The 15,781-nt window shown below is 40.6% G+C and carries 16 protein-coding genes; 3 read left to right on the top strand and 13 right to left on the bottom strand.

Annotation, left to right across the window (positions count from 1 at the left end; translation table 11 throughout):
* Window positions 1–34 precede the first annotated feature (34 nt).
* The 6 genes from N8A89_RS12190 to N8A89_RS12165 form a co-directional block, all read right to left on the bottom strand.
* On the bottom strand, window positions 35–1,786 hold the full coding sequence (locus tag N8A89_RS12190; protein WP_289644384.1) for a SulP family inorganic anion transporter: 1,752 nt from the start codon (window positions 1,784–1,786) through the stop codon (window positions 35–37).
* Window positions 1,787–1,839: 53 nt separating this feature from the next.
* Complete coding sequence (locus N8A89_RS12185; protein ID WP_289644383.1) at window positions 1,840–2,178, bottom strand: TfoX/Sxy family protein; 339 nt, start codon at window positions 2,176–2,178, stop codon at window positions 1,840–1,842.
* A gap of 6 nt (window positions 2,179–2,184) precedes the next feature.
* The gene (locus tag N8A89_RS12180; protein ID WP_281542512.1) at window positions 2,185–2,961 is read right to left on the bottom strand and encodes an aldose 1-epimerase; all 777 of its coding nucleotides are present in this window, start codon (window positions 2,959–2,961) and stop codon (window positions 2,185–2,187) included.
* Between the two features lie 92 nt (window positions 2,962–3,053).
* Window positions 3,054–4,469, bottom strand: a complete 1,416-nt coding sequence (locus N8A89_RS12175; protein WP_281542511.1) for a CotH kinase family protein — start codon at window positions 4,467–4,469, stop codon at window positions 3,054–3,056.
* A gap of 32 nt (window positions 4,470–4,501) precedes the next feature.
* A complete protein-coding gene (locus tag N8A89_RS12170) occupies window positions 4,502–5,482 on the bottom strand; it encodes a PLP-dependent cysteine synthase family protein (RefSeq protein ID WP_281542510.1) in 981 nt (326 codons plus the stop codon).
* A gap of 7 nt (window positions 5,483–5,489) precedes the next feature.
* On the bottom strand, window positions 5,490–6,731 hold the full coding sequence (locus N8A89_RS12165) for an ABC transporter permease (RefSeq protein WP_281542509.1): 1,242 nt from the start codon (window positions 6,729–6,731) through the stop codon (window positions 5,490–5,492).
* 3 nt (window positions 6,732–6,734) lie between these two features.
* Here N8A89_RS12165 and N8A89_RS12160 point away from each other — a divergent pair, with 3 nt between their 5' ends.
* Entirely contained in the window at window positions 6,735–7,970 is a 1,236-nt protein-coding gene (locus N8A89_RS12160) for an exo-beta-N-acetylmuramidase NamZ family protein (protein WP_281543385.1), read from the top strand.
* Window positions 7,971–8,020: 50 nt separating this feature from the next.
* Here N8A89_RS12160 and N8A89_RS12155 read toward each other — a convergent pair whose 3' ends face one another.
* The 5 genes from N8A89_RS12155 to N8A89_RS12135 all read right to left on the bottom strand — a co-directional run bounded on the left by N8A89_RS12155 (window position 8,021) and on the right by N8A89_RS12135 (window position 12,500).
* Window positions 8,021–8,524 (bottom strand): DUF2306 domain-containing protein, encoded by a 504-nt coding sequence (locus N8A89_RS12155; RefSeq protein ID WP_281542508.1) that lies wholly within the window; start codon window positions 8,522–8,524, stop codon window positions 8,021–8,023.
* A 128-nt stretch (window positions 8,525–8,652) separates the two neighbouring features.
* Complete coding sequence (locus N8A89_RS12150) at window positions 8,653–9,618, bottom strand: succinylglutamate desuccinylase/aspartoacylase family protein (protein WP_281542507.1); 966 nt, start codon at window positions 9,616–9,618, stop codon at window positions 8,653–8,655.
* Window positions 9,608–10,483, bottom strand: a complete 876-nt coding sequence (gene rimK, locus N8A89_RS12145; protein ID WP_289644381.1) for a 30S ribosomal protein S6--L-glutamate ligase — start codon at window positions 10,481–10,483, stop codon at window positions 9,608–9,610. Before rimK ends, N8A89_RS12150 begins: the two co-directional genes overlap by 11 nt.
* A gap of 523 nt (window positions 10,484–11,006) precedes the next feature.
* Window positions 11,007–11,882, bottom strand: coding sequence for a sterol desaturase family protein (locus N8A89_RS12140; protein WP_281542506.1), 876 nt, complete (start codon window positions 11,880–11,882; stop codon window positions 11,007–11,009).
* Window positions 11,883–11,999: 117 nt separating this feature from the next.
* Window positions 12,000–12,500: a YkgJ family cysteine cluster protein gene (locus N8A89_RS12135; protein ID WP_281542505.1), complete on the bottom strand. Its 501-nt coding sequence runs from the start codon at window positions 12,498–12,500 to the stop codon at window positions 12,000–12,002.
* Window positions 12,501–12,568: 68 nt separating this feature from the next.
* Here N8A89_RS12135 and N8A89_RS12130 point away from each other — a divergent pair, with 68 nt between their 5' ends.
* Entirely contained in the window at window positions 12,569–13,285 is a 717-nt protein-coding gene (locus tag N8A89_RS12130; RefSeq protein ID WP_289644380.1) for a class I SAM-dependent methyltransferase, read from the top strand.
* Window positions 13,286–13,330: 45 nt separating this feature from the next.
* Window positions 13,331–14,212: a hypothetical protein gene (locus N8A89_RS12125; RefSeq protein WP_281542504.1), complete on the top strand. Its 882-nt coding sequence runs from the start codon at window positions 13,331–13,333 to the stop codon at window positions 14,210–14,212.
* Between the two features lie 119 nt (window positions 14,213–14,331).
* Here N8A89_RS12125 and N8A89_RS12120 read toward each other — a convergent pair whose 3' ends face one another.
* Both N8A89_RS12120 and N8A89_RS12115 read right to left on the bottom strand, forming a co-directional pair.
* Entirely contained in the window at window positions 14,332–14,964 is a 633-nt protein-coding gene (locus N8A89_RS12120; RefSeq protein ID WP_281542503.1) for a 7-carboxy-7-deazaguanine synthase QueE, read from the bottom strand.
* 140 nt (window positions 14,965–15,104) lie between these two features.
* On the bottom strand, window positions 15,105–15,773 hold the full coding sequence (locus tag N8A89_RS12115) for a bifunctional 4-hydroxy-2-oxoglutarate aldolase/2-dehydro-3-deoxy-phosphogluconate aldolase (RefSeq protein ID WP_281542502.1): 669 nt from the start codon (window positions 15,771–15,773) through the stop codon (window positions 15,105–15,107).
* Window positions 15,774–15,781 lie beyond the last annotated feature (8 nt).

Raw genomic sequence — 15,781 nt, 5'->3', positions numbered from 1 at the left:
TTGTATTATGTTCTTTACTTAAATATTGCCTGTACTACTCTTTTTCGAGAGGAGCTACGTTCTTTTTACGACTATTCTCATAGGCTACCCACGACCCTACCGTTGATTCGATTTCAGGATTCTCAAAGCAGGCAACCGCTTCTTTAGTTTTCACAAATAAGTTCTTTTTATCCAATTCTTCAATAATACCCGTACTAAAAATGACATCCCTTGTAGGTCCTATAGCCCCAGCAATGTAAAACTGTAATCCTAAATTATGAATTTCGCGTATGGACTTGGTTAAAACATCGACGCCAGTTGCATCAACATAATTTATGGCCTCCGCATTCAATATGACTCCTTTGAGTTTTGGGCCTTTTTCCTTTATGTAATTGAATAATTCTCTTTTAAAGAATGAAGCATTTCCAAAATACAATTGTGAATCAAAACGCACAATCAACAAATCTTCCCTGACTTCAACCTCATCCCCAAACCGTAAAACATTTTTGTAATAGTCCGAATTCTTTATATTTCCTAACTCTGCAAAATGCGGTTTAGAAGTTCTATAAACCATAAGTAATAATGAGCAAAGTACACCAATTAGAATTCCCTCCGTAATTCCTATGAAAAGCGTAATCAAAAAAGTTACAAGCAGAATCAAAAACTCGTCCTTTCGGCTCTTCCAAAGATTCTTGGCATATTCAATATCGATAAGCCCGTAAACTGAAACCATAATTATACTTGCGAGGATCGCATTGGGCAAGCTACTGAAAAAGAAGGTGAAAAAAAGTAGCGTCACTAGGACTAAAACCACACTAAAAATAGCTGCTAAATTTGTTCTGGCCCCTGATTCTTGGTTTATCGCGGAACGTGAAAAACTTGCCGTTACAGGGAAAGCCTGTAAAAAGGAGCCCACCATATTTGCGCTTCCCAAGGCTATTAACTCTTGATTGGGTTGTATGGTTTCTTGTCCGCTTTTTTCCTCCAAGGCCTTTCCGATTGAAATAGCTTCTAAATAGCCAACCAAAGCTAAAGCTAAAGCTATGGGCCATAATTTTTGAATATCTTCCAGTTGCACGCTAGGTACGACCAATGAGGGAAGGCCCAAAGGTATTTCGCCCACTAATTTTGCGCCATATTGCTCTAAGTCGAAAGCATATACACCAAGTATACCCAAAACAACTATTATTAGTATTCCCGGAATATTCTTGTTCCATTTTTTTAACCCGATAAGTATCAAGATACCAATGGCGCCTATGGCAAAATCGTAAAAATTGATATTCCCTAGCTGGCCTATGGCGTTTATGAACAATTGATGAAAACGATTACTACCGGGAATAGAAGTCCCCAGAAGATGTTTTAACTGGCTTAACATAATTATGAGAGCTGCAGCGGAAGTAAAGCCGCTGATGACAGGTTTGGAAAGGAAATTTACCAAAAATCCCATTCGCAGCACCCCAAACACAAATTGCATCATGCCTACCATTAAGGTAAGCACCGCTACCATAGCAATATAGTTTTCTATGCCGGTTATCGTCAAGGTACCCAACCCCGCAGCTACCAAAAGAGAATCCATGGCTACCGGTCCAACCCCAACTTTTCTAGATGTACCTAGGATAGCGTAAACAAGAACCGGAAACAATGAGGCGTAAAGGCCATAAACGGGTGGTAAACCTGCAATCATGGCGTAGGCCATACCCTGTGGAATCAAGACGATTCCAACAGTAAGCCCGGCCATGAGGTCCTTTAGGAAGTAGGCTTTTTTATAATTGGTAAGCCATTGTAAAAAAGGTAGATAACGCTCCACGATACAAAGTTACGTAATAATGCCAGTTTAGTTGGTTTCTTAAATGCAATAGCTTACAGCATTGCGTTGAATTCCAATGCTTTTTTTACCCAGAAATCCAGGTCCGATTCGGCATCAAAGGCTTCTGGTGACAAAAAGAGAAAACCCTTCATGGGCCGCCCAGTAAAATCCATTTTTCTGCTCCCCTTTTTTTGTAACAGTAACTCATAATTTAGTTTTCCAACGCGTACCATGAGTCGGTCTTGGTCGGCACTTTTATCTCTATCCACGCCGATACACATCTTACCATTGACCATAAAAAGGAGGCCACCCATCATTTTCTTCTCCTCTATTTGTCCGGCTCCCTTTAACCGCTGTCGTACCCTTTCCACTAAGTAATCACTATAGGCCATTGTAAACTATTTAGGACTTAGCTGCACCTTAAAGACACTTTTCTTTTCCGTTAGTTCTTGGAATCCTCGATGCAAGTTATCCTGCGTAACTGCATACGGATAAAAGGTTATAGGTTCAATACAGACCATGTTGGCAACCTCGGTCCAAAGCATAAAGGACTGGAAACCTTCCGTAGTAATTTCGAGTGTTTTCTCATCGTCCAACAAAATCTTTTGGCAGTTTTTTATTTCCATGGCCCTACTTCCTACCGCCATGACTTCTGGAATTGTAACCGATTTGCTTTCCGTCCTTATAGTAGCAGCTTCGGTACGCACTTTGAAGGCTGGGTGATACCCCAACATAAATGGCATGCCTTCTTCCCCTTCTACTTCAAAGGTTATTTGCAAACCGTTTTCTTTTAGTTCGTACATTTTTCGAAATCTAAAATCGTAAGGCCAAAATAATTGTTCAGCGGTAGATTTCTTCGGAAACTTGGAGTTTACAATTTTGGACTTGGCGGTATACTTCTTTTGAAACAAGGCCGAGGTTTCCTCTTGGGTAATCAATTCATAATCCATCTCCCTTAACAAACCATGTTGGTCTTGGACAGCTTCCCCGCGGGGAGTAGTTACTTTGAATTCAGCTTCATTTGTAGGTCCAATGATCGGGAACATCTCCGTATCGGAGTTTCTCCAACCAGGGCTTCCTTTTTGATGGATAAATTCATGACCGGAAACTTGATAGCTTACGAGCTCACCAGCATCGATCTTAACTATTTGATTATCTATCTGAAGTATTACCATATTTGGATTTGTTCAATATATGAAACCTTTATCCTGAAGGACGATGTAATATGCCCCTATCGTTGAATTTAAAACTTGCTCTAGCGAACCTTCTAAAGTGCACTTATTTCAGCATCCAACCAAGTTAGGCGATTTTCGACCCAAGTTTTTAAATAGTCCGTTTCTTGCTCATAAGTAGTACCAACGAAATTATTAGGCCAGACATATGTTCCCAAAACGGGCCATAGCGTAAAATTAGTATCCACCGCCCCAGATGCATTAAGTATTGTCAAATAACCCTCGATTTTACCTTCTATGGCGCCATTGGATAAGGCTCCTCCCCGTAATTCTTCCCACCTCGTTTTTAGCCTTGATACATAAGCCGGATCTTCCATCAAACGTTCCCACCAAAAAGGTAAAAGCCAAAAATCATCCGGACATCTTTCGTTAAACTTGTAAGCCCAAACGTTGGTTTCTCCTCCAGAACAATAATTAGCATTCCCAAATGCAAGATTAAAATCCCAAATGGGACCCATATTCAACTTTCCATTTTTATCCTTGTGCATAAAGGTGCTGAGGCGATAGCCGTCAACATTATTTGAGAGTTCGTTTAGTATGAAGAAGTCAATAAAGCTATCCACGTCTATATAGGCCGAATAGCCCGTTACTGAATCCGTGAAATTTTCACCTGCCAAAGCATCCTCGAATTCAGCTACATAATTAGATATATAGGCTTTCTGCTCTGGCGTAATATCCTCTGCGTCGGGTTCCTCATATAGGAAATAAATTTCTTGGTCCAGATTGGCCAAGTTAGGCGGGTAGGCGGATACGAAGCTATTTAGTTCATTGTACCCCTCCCCTAGGTTAGATCCAGCGGTTTTATCAATTTTTAATATATAGCCACCGGTGAGGTCCTTACCGGAATTTTCATCCTCTTTTAAGTTATTGATATCAATGCGATTGGAATCGCGTTTTAGCTTTTCCATAAAAACATAGACCCCCTTCGGCACTCCATTAATTTCCACTTCTACGAATTGGGTCCTACTGGCATATCGTTGTATGTCTCGCGACAAATCATAAATCAACATATTACGAAAAAGGGATTTATCACTATACGGCGCGTAAAGAATCCAATCCTCTTCTTCAGGAAAGTCCAAAAGCGATACATCCAAATCCTCATTCGCGGCATCCCAAGTCTCAAATCCATATGCTTTTTTTGGAAAAAGCTGTGAAGTAGCTCCCCTAATCTCAATACCCATATAACCATCATAAACAATGGCATCTGCTTTAGAAATCGTAAACGTTGCGTTTATTTTAGGTTCATCAACAATCTCTGCCCCGTTGGTAGAAATAGAAAATAACGGTAGTTTGTCTTCGGGACGTATGCCCATTTCCTCCTCTCCTTGTTCCTCTTCCTCGTTCTCTCGTATTATAGTATCATCCGAAGAACAGTTTATGAATATTAAAGAGAGTACCAATAGCAATAAGTTACTTGCGGTACTGAAGGAGAGATAATTAAATTTGCGCATCTTTTTTCTCTAAGATACCAAAAAAGCCGTTGCTATTCCAAAAAGCCTTTCTCGCGCATCCATTCGTCATTGAACATCTTACCTACATATCGGCTTCCATGATCATGGAAAAGAACGACTACGACATCATCTTTGGAGAAGTGCTCTTTTAATTGTAAAACACCCTTAATGGCAGCACCGGCAGAATTGCCCAGAAACATCGCTTCTTCCTTCGCCAGACGCTGGGTATAAATAGCGGCATCTTTATCCGTCACTTTTGTGAATCCGTCAATGATGCTGAAGTTTACATTGAGCGGTAAAATATCTTCTCCAATGCCCTCCGTAATGTAGGGGTAGATTTCGTTCTCATCAAAAATTCCGGTCTCATGGTATTTTTTAAATACCGACCCGTACGTATCCACTCCCCAAATTTTTACATTGGGGTTCTTCATTTTCAAATAGGACCCTACGCCGGATACGGTGCCTCCGGTCCCTACCCCCACCACAAAATGGGTTACTTTACCATCGGTCTGTTTCCAAATTTCCGGACCAGTACTCAAGAAATGTGCCTTGCAGTTGGAGGGATTGTCATATTGGTTTACATACCAGGAATTGGGTATTTCCTTGGCCAATCTTTTTGCCGTGCTGTAATAACTTCTTGGGTCTTCAGGGGCAACATCCGTGGGACAAACATGAACTTCGCTACCTACCGCCCTTAGAATATCCATCTTCTCTTTTGACTGCTTATCACTGATGACGCAAATCATCTTGTAGCCCTTAACGGTTGCCGCCAATGCCAATCCCATTCCGGTATTACCAGAAGTACCTTCGATGATGGTACCCCCAGGTTTTAATACGCCCGCTTCCTCAGCATCTTTTATCATTTGCACGGCCATACGATCTTTCACCGAATTACCGGGATTGAAGGTCTCGTACTTCGCCAAGACCAAACAGGGCAAATCCGCCGTAAGTCTATTCATTTTTACCAGTGGCGTATTCCCGATGGTCTCCAATATATTTTCTGCGTAATCCATTTAAAATTTATTCAAACTTTATCGCCTTCACCGGCGTTATTTTAGTAATGATGTAAGAAGGAATCAGGAGCATTAACAGGCATAGCACCAGCACCCCAATATTCAAGAAAAGAACCGTTAAAAAATCGATATGCACCGGAATATACTCAATATAGTATTCCTTTGGATTCGGGAACTTGAACAACCGGAATTTCTCTTGTACTAAAATTACTCCAAGACCTATCAGGTTTCCCCAAAACAGCCCAATTCCTACTAAGTAAGTCGCATTGTACAAAAAAACTTTACGTATGCTCCAGTTGGTCGTACCCAATGCCTTTAAAATACCGATCATGGGAGTGCGCTCCAGAATAAGCACCAACAAAGCCGTAATCATATTTATACCTCCTACGATAATCATAATACCTATTATAAGGGCGATATTAAAATCGAACAGGTTTATCCACTCAAATATCTTATAATATTTATCCTTTAGGGTTCTCGTATCTAACGTAGAAACTGTTTTTCCAAATATCTCTTCGCTCTTTTCATCGATATCCTTAAAATCCTCCAAGAAAACCTCAAAATTACCCACCTCATCATCAGTCCATTTATTCATGCGTTGGATGTGTCTTATATCGATGAGCATAAAACGGGAATCTATTTCTTCGAACCCGCTATCATAAATACCTTTAATGGTAAATTTTCGTTGATTGGGTATTTGGTTCGGGTCATCTTCACGCGGAAAGAACGTAAAGAAGGAATCACCCACTTTAAATTTGAGTTTGTTGGCCATAAGGCGAGACATAATGACATCAGAATTCAATTCTCTGGAGTAATCGGGTAATTCGCCCGCGACGATATACTCTTGAAGTTCCGACCATCTGAAATCGCTTCCCACTCCTTTCGCCAAGAGTCCTTCAAACGTCTCCGCGGTTCTAATAATACCGGCTTTCGTAGCCACTGCTTGCACATGTACCACGCCGTCCACCGTGTTGAATTCTGGATAAAATTCCTGCACCTTGGAGACAGGTGCTACGGAAACCTCTGAGTTATTGTTATCGTAATTATAGATTTGAACATGCCCGTTAAAAGCCGTTACTTTTTCCCTAATTTTATATTTAAGACCTACGCCGGTCGCAATGGCGATTAACATCATAACAATTCCGATAGCTATGGCCGCAATCGCAATTTTTATTATCGGTGCAGAAATGCTAATTTTATGCTCCTTTCCCGTAATAAGCCTTTTGGCTATGAAATACTCTAGGTTCAAATGATGTTGTTTTTATCCAAGTTCAAAAGTACAGTTTTATTATCGTTTTTGGTATTGACCGCTTGCGGAAACCAACCCAAACAGAACGTAGAGAACTTGGATAACAAGCCTTTGATTTTAACGGAAAAATCCAGCGATTCCATTATCGTGGCAGCAAATAGGACGGGCGAATATCTGCCATTTTTGGAAGGTAAAAAGGTGGGTATTGTTGCTAATCAAACCAGTGTAATATTTAAGACGGATGGTTACACGCATTTGGTTGATTCTTTGCTTGCTTCCGGCATTAGCATTCAAAAGGTGTTTGCGCCAGAACATGGCTTTCGTGGTCAGGCCGATGCTGGAGAAAAGGTAAAAGATGGTATAGACACCAAAACAAATCTTCCTATTATTTCACTTTATGGCAAGAATAGGAAGCCCTCTGCTGAGCAGTTGACGGGGCTTGATATTGTTTTGTTCGATATACAGGATGTTGGGGTTCGCTTCTACACGTATATAGCAACGCTTCAATTGGTCATGGAAGCCTGTGCCGACCAAAATATTCCGGTTATTGTTTTGGATAGGCCCAATCCGAATGCGCATTATGTGGACGGACCAACCATGGAATCGGCACATACCGGTTTTTTGGGAATGACCGAAATTCCTTTAGTTTATGGACTGACTATTGGGGAATACGCCACTATGATCAACGAAGAGGGGTGGTTAAATGGAAACAGAAAAGCCGAACTGACCATTGTTCCTTTGGATAACTGGTCTCGCAATATGGAATATCACTTACCCATACGTCCGTCACCAAATTTGCCCAATGATACTTCCATCAGCTTATATCCGAGTTTAGGCCTTTTTGAGGGAACAAACGTCAACGCCGGTAGAGGAACGGAATATCAATTTCAACGCTATGGCGCCTCGTTCTTGGATGCTACGCAGTATGATTTTAGTTACGTTCCCCAACCAAATTTTGGCTCCAAAAATCCTAAGGAAGAAGGCAAAATATGCTATGGGAAAGATTTATCGCAAATATCACGAATGAATAGGGTTTCCTTGGAATGGCTTATTGACGCGTACCAAAACAGTACTGACAAAACTAAATTTTTTAATACCAGCGGATTTACCAAGCATGCTGGAACTGAAACATTGCAACAGCAGATAGAAGCTGGACTTTCGGAAACTGAAATTAAGAAGACCTGGCAAGATGATTTGAATCAATTTGAAAAAATTCGTGCCAAATACTTAAGGTATTAGCCCTTATAACTACCGATATTGTTATGCGGTTTAGTTAACCAAAAAACCAACTATTTTTCAAAACTATCCACGTATTCAATCCATCTGGTTTTGTATTTTTTAAAATAAATGGACCCAATACCTCCTACCAAAGCACTGGCAATACCTACCATCGCATAAAATATTCCAACTACGTTGGCATCTAGTTCGTAAATAAGGGGAATTCTTGTAAAAATCTCAGCGGAAAAAGCACAATACAATCCGATAACGCTCCAGTACATAAAACTAAAGTGCAAAGTCAAATAATTGGCGGGACGCCTTAACAAAATAGGAACCATTCCAGCAAACAGCGTTGCACTGCTTATGACCGCAAACACGTGTAGTATTCCAAAGGTACCATGTAGCCGATATATCATGAAAGAGGTTAACAATACCAAAAACATAGATACGACATACAAATAACCTACTTGCTTATGGGTTTTGGTACCTTTTAAGGCCCATAGCACAAAAGTTCCGGATAAAAGTGCACAAATTGAAGCTACAAAGTGAATGACACCAACGGTATTGGAAAGCATAGTTGAAAGTTTTATCCAAAACTATCTTATTACCTTCTGTCCTTAAAAAACATATCACCCAATTACAACTTTTAGGGAGTGAATTGTAGATTTTGAGGGATGAATAAAACCGATACTATCTTGTCGTATTAGTCTCTTGAAATATGGAAAATGCCGTCGCCCTGATTTACAATTGGCGATTGGTTCACACACAGGACATAACCAGGATATGTAGATTTGATAGTCCGTTCAAAATAGCCGAAAGGGTCGGAGATACTTCCTAACACGGTACCTTTTTCAACTTTCTGACCTATGGCGATTATAGGATGAAACATTCCAGAATACTTTGCCCTTAGCCAACTTGAAGAATTGATTATGATTTGCTCTTTGCCCAATTCATGAGATTGGGCCAGTTCTGCAGTGAAGTCGCGCATTCCCAGATGTTGCATCACTCGCAGCGCACCATTTATTCCTACCGCTGTGGTGTGCTTATCTATATGAAGCGATTTACCCCCTTCAAAAAGCAATATTTTTTTATCCAGTTTGTAGAGCGTCTCCCGAAAGGATTTTTCCCTTCGCACTGATTTCACGATGAAGGGTGCACCGAAGACCGTAGCAAGTTCCATACTAGCTTTGTCATTCTTTCCAATACGGACCTGAGGAGCATTAAAGCGACTATCACCACCTGTGTGGTAGTCGATGCAGTAATCTACCAAAGGGGCTATCTCATTAATGATGTGGTAGGCAAACCTACTTGCCAATGAACCTCGTGGACTTCCGGGGAAGACGCGATTTAGGTCCCGCCCGTCAGGAAATTGCCTTGTTTGATTTAAAAATCCAAAAACGTTTACCACAGGAATACAAATGACCATCCCCTTCGTCGGCTTATTGTATTTTTTGGATATAAGTTGCCTTACAATTTCAACTCCGTTAATCTCATTCCCATGAATACCTCCGGTAATCAAAATATTGGGGCCATCCTCCTTACCCCTCTCCACGATAATTGGAACCTCTATCTTCGTGCGGGTGTGCAACTTGGCTATATCTAAACTTAATTGGACACCCTTACCTCTAGAAATGGCTTGACCTAATATTTCAATTTTCTTACTCGACATTCCGCTCAACGTACTGTATTATTTTACTTGCAATGTCCTTTCCCGTTGCAGCCTCTATGCCTTCAAGTCCGGGAGATGAGTTTACTTCCAAAATTAATGGACCTCTTGCTGATTGTAACATATCCACTCCGGCAACACCAAGCCCCAATACTTTGGCTGCTTTTATAGCTGCATTTTCTTCCTCGTCAGTAAGTTCGATGATGTTCGCAGAACCGCCCCTGTGGAGGTTTGAACGAAATTCACCCTCTTTACCCTGCCTTTTCATGGCACCAACTACGACACCATCTATCACAAAAGCCCTGATATCGGCACCTTTGGCCTCCTTGATGAATTCCTGAACGATTACCCGGGCCTGGAGTCCGTTAAAGGCTTCAAGTATGGATTCTGCCGAATTACGATTATCCGCCAATACCACCCCAAGGCCTTGTGTACCTTCTAGTAATTTAATAACTACAGGAGCGCCACCTGCCTTATCTATAATGGCTCCGACATTCCTTGAATAGTTACTGAAAACTGTCTTAGGCAGGCCCAAGCCAGCACGTGACAATATTTGCAGGCTTCTTAGTTTATCTCGTGATCGGACCAAGGCCTGCGATTCTACTGAAGTAAAAATCTTCATCATTTCAAATTGCCGCACTACAGCAGTACCATAAAAGGTTATAGAAGCTCCGATACGAGGAATTACTCCGTGGACTCCCTCTATTTCCTTACCTTGATAAATGAGTCCGGGTTTTTTCTTTTCGATAACTAGGTCACATTTAGAGTGATCTACTATCTGCATTTCATGTCCCTTATCAGTACCGGCTTCAAGAAGGCGTTTGGTGGAATATAAATTTGGATTTTGGGAAAGAATAACGATTTTCATAGAAGAGGTTTGTTTTATAATTTTATTGATTTGAACTAAAAGTATGGTATTGACTTACGCTTTCCTATAATGGCGCAACAACGCACGGCATAATATACAGTTTTATACTCGGCTTACCGTTACCTTGTGATATTTAATAATGGCTGTAATCCATAGATAATTGGATTCATTCCGAAAAGAGGACAGTGAATCAAAATCAGTATAAAAATTGCATTGGGAAACCCTTAATAATCTTACGTTCAATTGAATTCTGTAGCATTTCTAGAGATCGACTATACCAACCGCCAATTGAATCCAAATTATAAGGAATACTGTAATGATGAGAAGATAGGTAATAAGTTTGAATTTGGGTTTGGCTACTTTTTTAGACGCAAAGGCTAGCGACAGACCAAGACCTGATAAAAGAAGAAAAAATACTATAAAATCCAATAATGTCCACTGTACTTCTTTGGTGGACTGCATAGCAATAAATGGTATCAGCAATAGAACCAACGAAATCACAAGTACACGCTTTATAATTTTGCTAGATATCACCATAACTTGCGGTAACAGGATTTTTTTGTTCATTTAAACCTTGTGTAGTAGGCCTCCTATATTTATGAAAGGGTTGTTTAAGCAAGCCTTTAATACTGGAGTTTTCTTTCTCATCAGGAAAGGTATCCACTCCATAGACAATGGTCTCCCGTTCCATATGCATGTAAGTTCCAAAAAGACGGTCCCAAAAAGAAAAAATATTCCCGTAATTGGAATCTGTATAGGGCAACTTGTAATGGTGATGCACCTTGTGCATATCCGGAGAAATCAATACCCAACTCAATGCCTTATCCAAACCTTTGGGCAACTTAATGTTCGCATGATTAAATTGAGAAAGTACAACGCTTAAACTTTGATAAAGCATAATCACCCCAATTGGCGCTCCTACAATAAACACCCCAACTAATGTGAATATATAGCGTATTATACTCTCCAAGGGATGATGCCGGTTTGCAGTAGTGGTGTCCACGTTGTGATCGGAATGATGTACCAAATGAACCATCCATAAAGGCTTTATTTTATGCTCCGTCCAGTGTGCAAAATAGGCACCTATCAAATCCAGTAACAAAAGCCCCAAAAGCACATAGGCCCATAAAGGCATTTCCGGCAACCAATTGATGATTCCAAAATCATTTTGGACTGTCCAATCCGAGGTTTTCAAAAGGATAAAAGCCAACGGAAAATTTACAAGAATCGTGGTCATCGTAAAGAAGAAGTTGGGTAAGGCATGCCGCCATTTTTTATAGCCCACACTGAATAAGGGAACTATTCCTTCTAAAATCCAAAAGAAAGTGATACCTCCGACCAAAATTAAAGAGCGATGAACGGATGGTATCGTTTCAAAATAGTTGATGATAGTTTCCATAACTTAAAGATAGTAATTTCACAGAATAGTAAGCCTTGGCGGAAGGTAGGTTCAAAATTTTTTTCCATTTCAAACAGTAATCGAACCTGAACTCATCTACCAATTATTGTTTTATGTTCATCCCTGATTACCGATTTTCCTCTTCATCTCCTCAACAATGTTAAAAGCCGCCGGACAAATCGCGACGTTTTTCAAGGTAAGATGACTTATTTGCTGAAATTTTTTCCGGTCCGTGTGCGGAAATTCTTTGCATGCCTTTGGTCGCACGTCATAAATGGAACAATAATTGTCGGCTCCCAAGAAGGAACACGGCACTTGTTGTAGTACATAATCGCTATCCTCATCAACACGCAAATATGTGTCTATGAACTTCTGGGGTTTTAATCGTAAATGCTTGCTAATACGATCTATGTCATGGTTCGTAAAAAGTGGCCCTGTGGTTTTACAGCAGTTGCCACAGTCGAGACAATCCGTTCTTTGAAATTCGGTCTCGTGCAAATTTTGCATTGTGTAATCCAGGTCTTTGGGCGGCTTCTTCTTAAGCTTTGCAAAAAACTTTTTATTTTCCTGATATTTCTCCGCTGCCTTTTGCGGTAATTCCCGAAGCACTTCCTCCATAAATGAATATTTCCAATTCAAAGCTAGGGAAGTCTTCCTAAAAAAAGGATTTTTGTAGCTTAGAAAGCATGATTTTGAAAAAAGATGTTTTAGGAAAAGCTTTGTTGGATTACCAACATGGACAGTATACAGAAGATATTAAAACATACTCCTCTCTTGACGAGGAAGATATTTTGCCACTACCGTATCTTTTCAGGTCATATGAAGAAATGCCATCCTTGGAACAGAAAGCTTTAGAACTTTGTAGGGGAAAAGTGCTTGATATTGGTTGCGGAGCGGGAAACCACAGTCTGTATCTTCAGGAAAAAGGGCATGATGTAGTTGCCCTGGATTCCTCTAAGGGAGCCATAGAGGTCTGTATGCAAAGAGGTGTTCAAAATACTTACTGTGGGGAGGTACTTCATTTTTATTCCGATCCGTTCGACACCCTATTGTTATTAATGAACGGCATAGGTATTACCGGGAAATTAAGATATCTGGATGACATACTGAATAAATTCAAATCGCTGCTAAATCCAAACGGACAAATTCTGCTGGACTCCAGCGATATTATCTATATGTTCGAGGCAGATGAGGATGGGGGGCACTGGGTTCCCAATGATAGTACGTATTATGGTGAAGTGGACTTTTCGATGGCTTATAAAAATTTGAAAAGCGACCCCTTTCCATGGCTTTATATAGATTTCAATACTTTGCGACGTGCCGCAGAAAACAACAATTTAGTATGCGAAATGATAAGTGAAGGGGAACATTACGACTATTTAGCAAGATTATCCCTTAAATAATAATAGCAGGCACGTTTTTTGCGTTATGCTGATATAAAAATTGTTATGAAGAATTTCAAAGTTTTGTTGGTCTTAAGTTTATTCATGGGTATCCTAGCTTGTTCTAAAAGCAACAATAATGACGACGACCCACTACCAAAGGCAGTAGATAAAACGGCCAATTTGTTAGCAACCGGTGCATCTGGTAATGATATCCTTTCCAACAGCTCTTTTGATAGATTGCTTGTAGAAATTGGCTATGTAAGAGGATTTAGACCTACCAACGAGGCTATGACGGCTTTCACCGACTTTCTAAGGCAACATACCTTTAAAGAAACTATTGAAATTGTTTACTCAGAATTGGACTCCCCGAACGAAGAAGACCTGACCTTACAGGAAATTGCCGATTTAGAAGAAGAGAATAGGACAGCTTACAATGATGATTCAACTTTGGCTGTCTATATATATTTTGCGGATGCACCATCTGAGGGAGACGAAGAAGATGAGGGTTTGGTAACCCTAGGTGCTGTTTACAGGAATACGTCCATGGTTATTCATGAAGTAACCGTACGAAAATTGGCCGCCCAAAGTGGCCTCATTTTCGACTCCGATGTGGAGACGGCCACCCTAAACCATGAATTTGGTCATTTGTTCGGTTTAGTAGATTTAGGCACGGATATGGTTAATCCACATGAGGACCCTGAAGCTCAAAACCATTGTAATGTTCAAGGTTGTTTGATGCGTGCCGAACTTCAATTTGGAACTCCGGCAGGAAAATCCAACCTATCCGCGGCAAAAATTGCCTATGAGGATGGTGTAGCATCTGGATGTATTTTATCCGGCAATTCAGTTTTGAAAATGCTTCAATCCCCAACCGGTAAAATTGCGGCTCCGCCCGGTTTAGATGATGAATGCATTTTAGACCTACAAGGTAACGGAGGACGATAGGGGTTTGAGGTTTTAGGTTTGAAGCTTGAAGCTTGAAGCTTGAAGAAAAACGACATTTGCTTTGGAGTAGCAACCATCCGTACCAACTTTTCAATTTCTATAATAACTGGCTATTAAAATCAAGGTATATTCAAGTATTTATGGGTCTGAAGGGAAACTTTCCACTTTGGATTTTGCATTACGTAATCCACGATTAAAGGGGTTACCTTATCCCTAACACTCCACTCTGGCTGTAAGTAAAGAATACAATCCTTATTCGTTAGCGCTGCCTGTTCCTCTGCAAAAACGAGGTCATGCTTATTGTAGACGATTACTTTCAGCTCATGGGCTTTATCGTAGATTTTCCCAAAAGGCAGTTTATTTTTTTTCGGAGAGAGGCATATCCAGTCCCAGTCTCCCGTGAGCTCATAAGCCCCAGAGGTCTCAATATGTGTCTGAAGATTTTTTGCCTTTAAGGCATTGGTAAGTGGCGCCATGTTCCAGGTCAAAGGCTCACCACCGGTAACTACTATAGTATCCGAGTATTTTGCAGCATTATTTACTATGATATCGATTGCAGTAGGTGGGTGGGTAGCCGCATTCCAGCTCTCTTTTACGTCGCACCAATGGCAACCTACATCACAACCCCCGACTCGAATAAAATATGCGGCCGTTCCTTTGTGAAAACCTTCGCCTTGAATGGTATAAAATTCTTCCATGAGGGGAAGCATTTCTCCTTTGTCCACTAATTCCAATACAGCATCCTTTACCATTCGGCAAAGATAGGAATAACAATTCCTTAAACTAAAAACAAGTTATTTCAATAAAGGGATGAGATTGAAAAATCTAGTACTGAGGAATATCTATTAAAACATTGGTTAGTTTTCAATGATGTAGACTGGCACCTGAATTATTAGTTTTTAAGCGTGTGGATTAACTTCAAGGTTTCTCTGACGGAATTTTCCAAGCCTTTGAAATCCTTGTCAACTAGAACTTCTTTACTGATTAGCTTTGAACCCATTCCAACGCAGGTAACTCCCGCATCAAACCAAGCCTTAAGATTTGCTTCATCGGTACTTACTCCACCTGTAGGCATAACGCTGGTCCATGGTTGAGGGCCTTTGATGGCCTTGACAAAATCGGGGCCATAAATATCCCCTGGAAATAGCTTTACGATTTCGCAACCCATTTCTTCGGCTCTGTTAATTTCGGTTAGAGATCCACATCCTGGAGACCACAGTACTTTTCTTCGATTACAGACAATTGCTATATCTTCTCTTAACGAAGGGGTTACTATGAAATTAGCCCCCATTTGCAAGAATAAAGAAGCAGCTCCAGCATCGGTTATGGAACCTACGCCCATAATCATTCCGGGCAGTTCCTTTATTGCATATTTGTTGAGCTCCGAAAACACCTCAAAGGCGAAATCGCCCCGGGCCGTGAACTCCATTAACCGTGCTCCGCCATCATAACAGGCTTTTAAAACCTTTTTCCCTAATTGGATATCTGGGTGATAAAATAAGGGAACCATTCCAGTTTCCTTCATTACGGTTGCTACTTCAATTCTAGAATATTCTGCCATTAATTGTG

The sequence above is a fragment of the Maribacter aestuarii genome (genome assembly GCF_027474845.2).
GTDB classification, from domain to species: Bacteria; Bacteroidota; Bacteroidia; order Flavobacteriales; family Flavobacteriaceae; genus Maribacter; species Maribacter aestuarii.
Note: the sequence above shows the minus strand (reverse complement) of the source record. Positions and strands in the feature narration are given on the sequence as shown.

Excerpts from the sequence above, each read along its gene's own strand:
- rimK (WP_289644381.1), bottom strand. The coding sequence starts at position 10,483 with ATGAAAATCGTTATTCTTTCCCAAAATCCAAATTTATATTCCACCAAA.
- N8A89_RS12150 (WP_281542507.1), bottom strand. The coding sequence starts at position 9,618 with ATGTCGAGTAAGAAAATTGAAATATTAGGTCAAGCCATTTCTAGAGGT.
- N8A89_RS12180 (WP_281542512.1), bottom strand. The coding sequence starts at position 2,961 with ATGGTAATACTTCAGATAGATAATCAAATAGTTAAGATCGATGCTGGT.
- N8A89_RS12160 (WP_281543385.1), top strand. The coding sequence starts at position 6,735 with ATGTTGTTTTTATCCAAGTTCAAAAGTACAGTTTTATTATCGTTTTTG.
- N8A89_RS12120 (WP_281542503.1), bottom strand. The coding sequence starts at position 14,964 with ATGGTAAAGGATGCTGTATTGGAATTAGTGGACAAAGGAGAAATGCTT.
- N8A89_RS12130 (WP_289644380.1), top strand. The coding sequence starts at position 12,569 with ATGATTTTGAAAAAAGATGTTTTAGGAAAAGCTTTGTTGGATTACCAA.
- N8A89_RS12115 (WP_281542502.1), bottom strand. The coding sequence starts at position 15,773 with ATGGCAGAATATTCTAGAATTGAAGTAGCAACCGTAATGAAGGAAACT.
- N8A89_RS12185 (WP_289644383.1), bottom strand. The coding sequence starts at position 2,178 with ATGGCCTATAGTGATTACTTAGTGGAAAGGGTACGACAGCGGTTAAAG.
- N8A89_RS12135 (WP_281542505.1), bottom strand. The coding sequence starts at position 12,500 with ATGGAGGAAGTGCTTCGGGAATTACCGCAAAAGGCAGCGGAGAAATAT.
- N8A89_RS12175 (WP_281542511.1), bottom strand. The coding sequence starts at position 4,469 with ATGCGCAAATTTAATTATCTCTCCTTCAGTACCGCAAGTAACTTATTG.
- N8A89_RS12125 (WP_281542504.1), top strand. The coding sequence starts at position 13,331 with ATGAAGAATTTCAAAGTTTTGTTGGTCTTAAGTTTATTCATGGGTATC.
- N8A89_RS12155 (WP_281542508.1), bottom strand. The coding sequence starts at position 8,524 with ATGCTTTCCAATACCGTTGGTGTCATTCACTTTGTAGCTTCAATTTGT.
- N8A89_RS12170 (WP_281542510.1), bottom strand. The coding sequence starts at position 5,482 with ATGGATTACGCAGAAAATATATTGGAGACCATCGGGAATACGCCACTG.
- N8A89_RS12140 (WP_281542506.1), bottom strand. The coding sequence starts at position 11,882 with ATGGAAACTATCATCAACTATTTTGAAACGATACCATCCGTTCATCGC.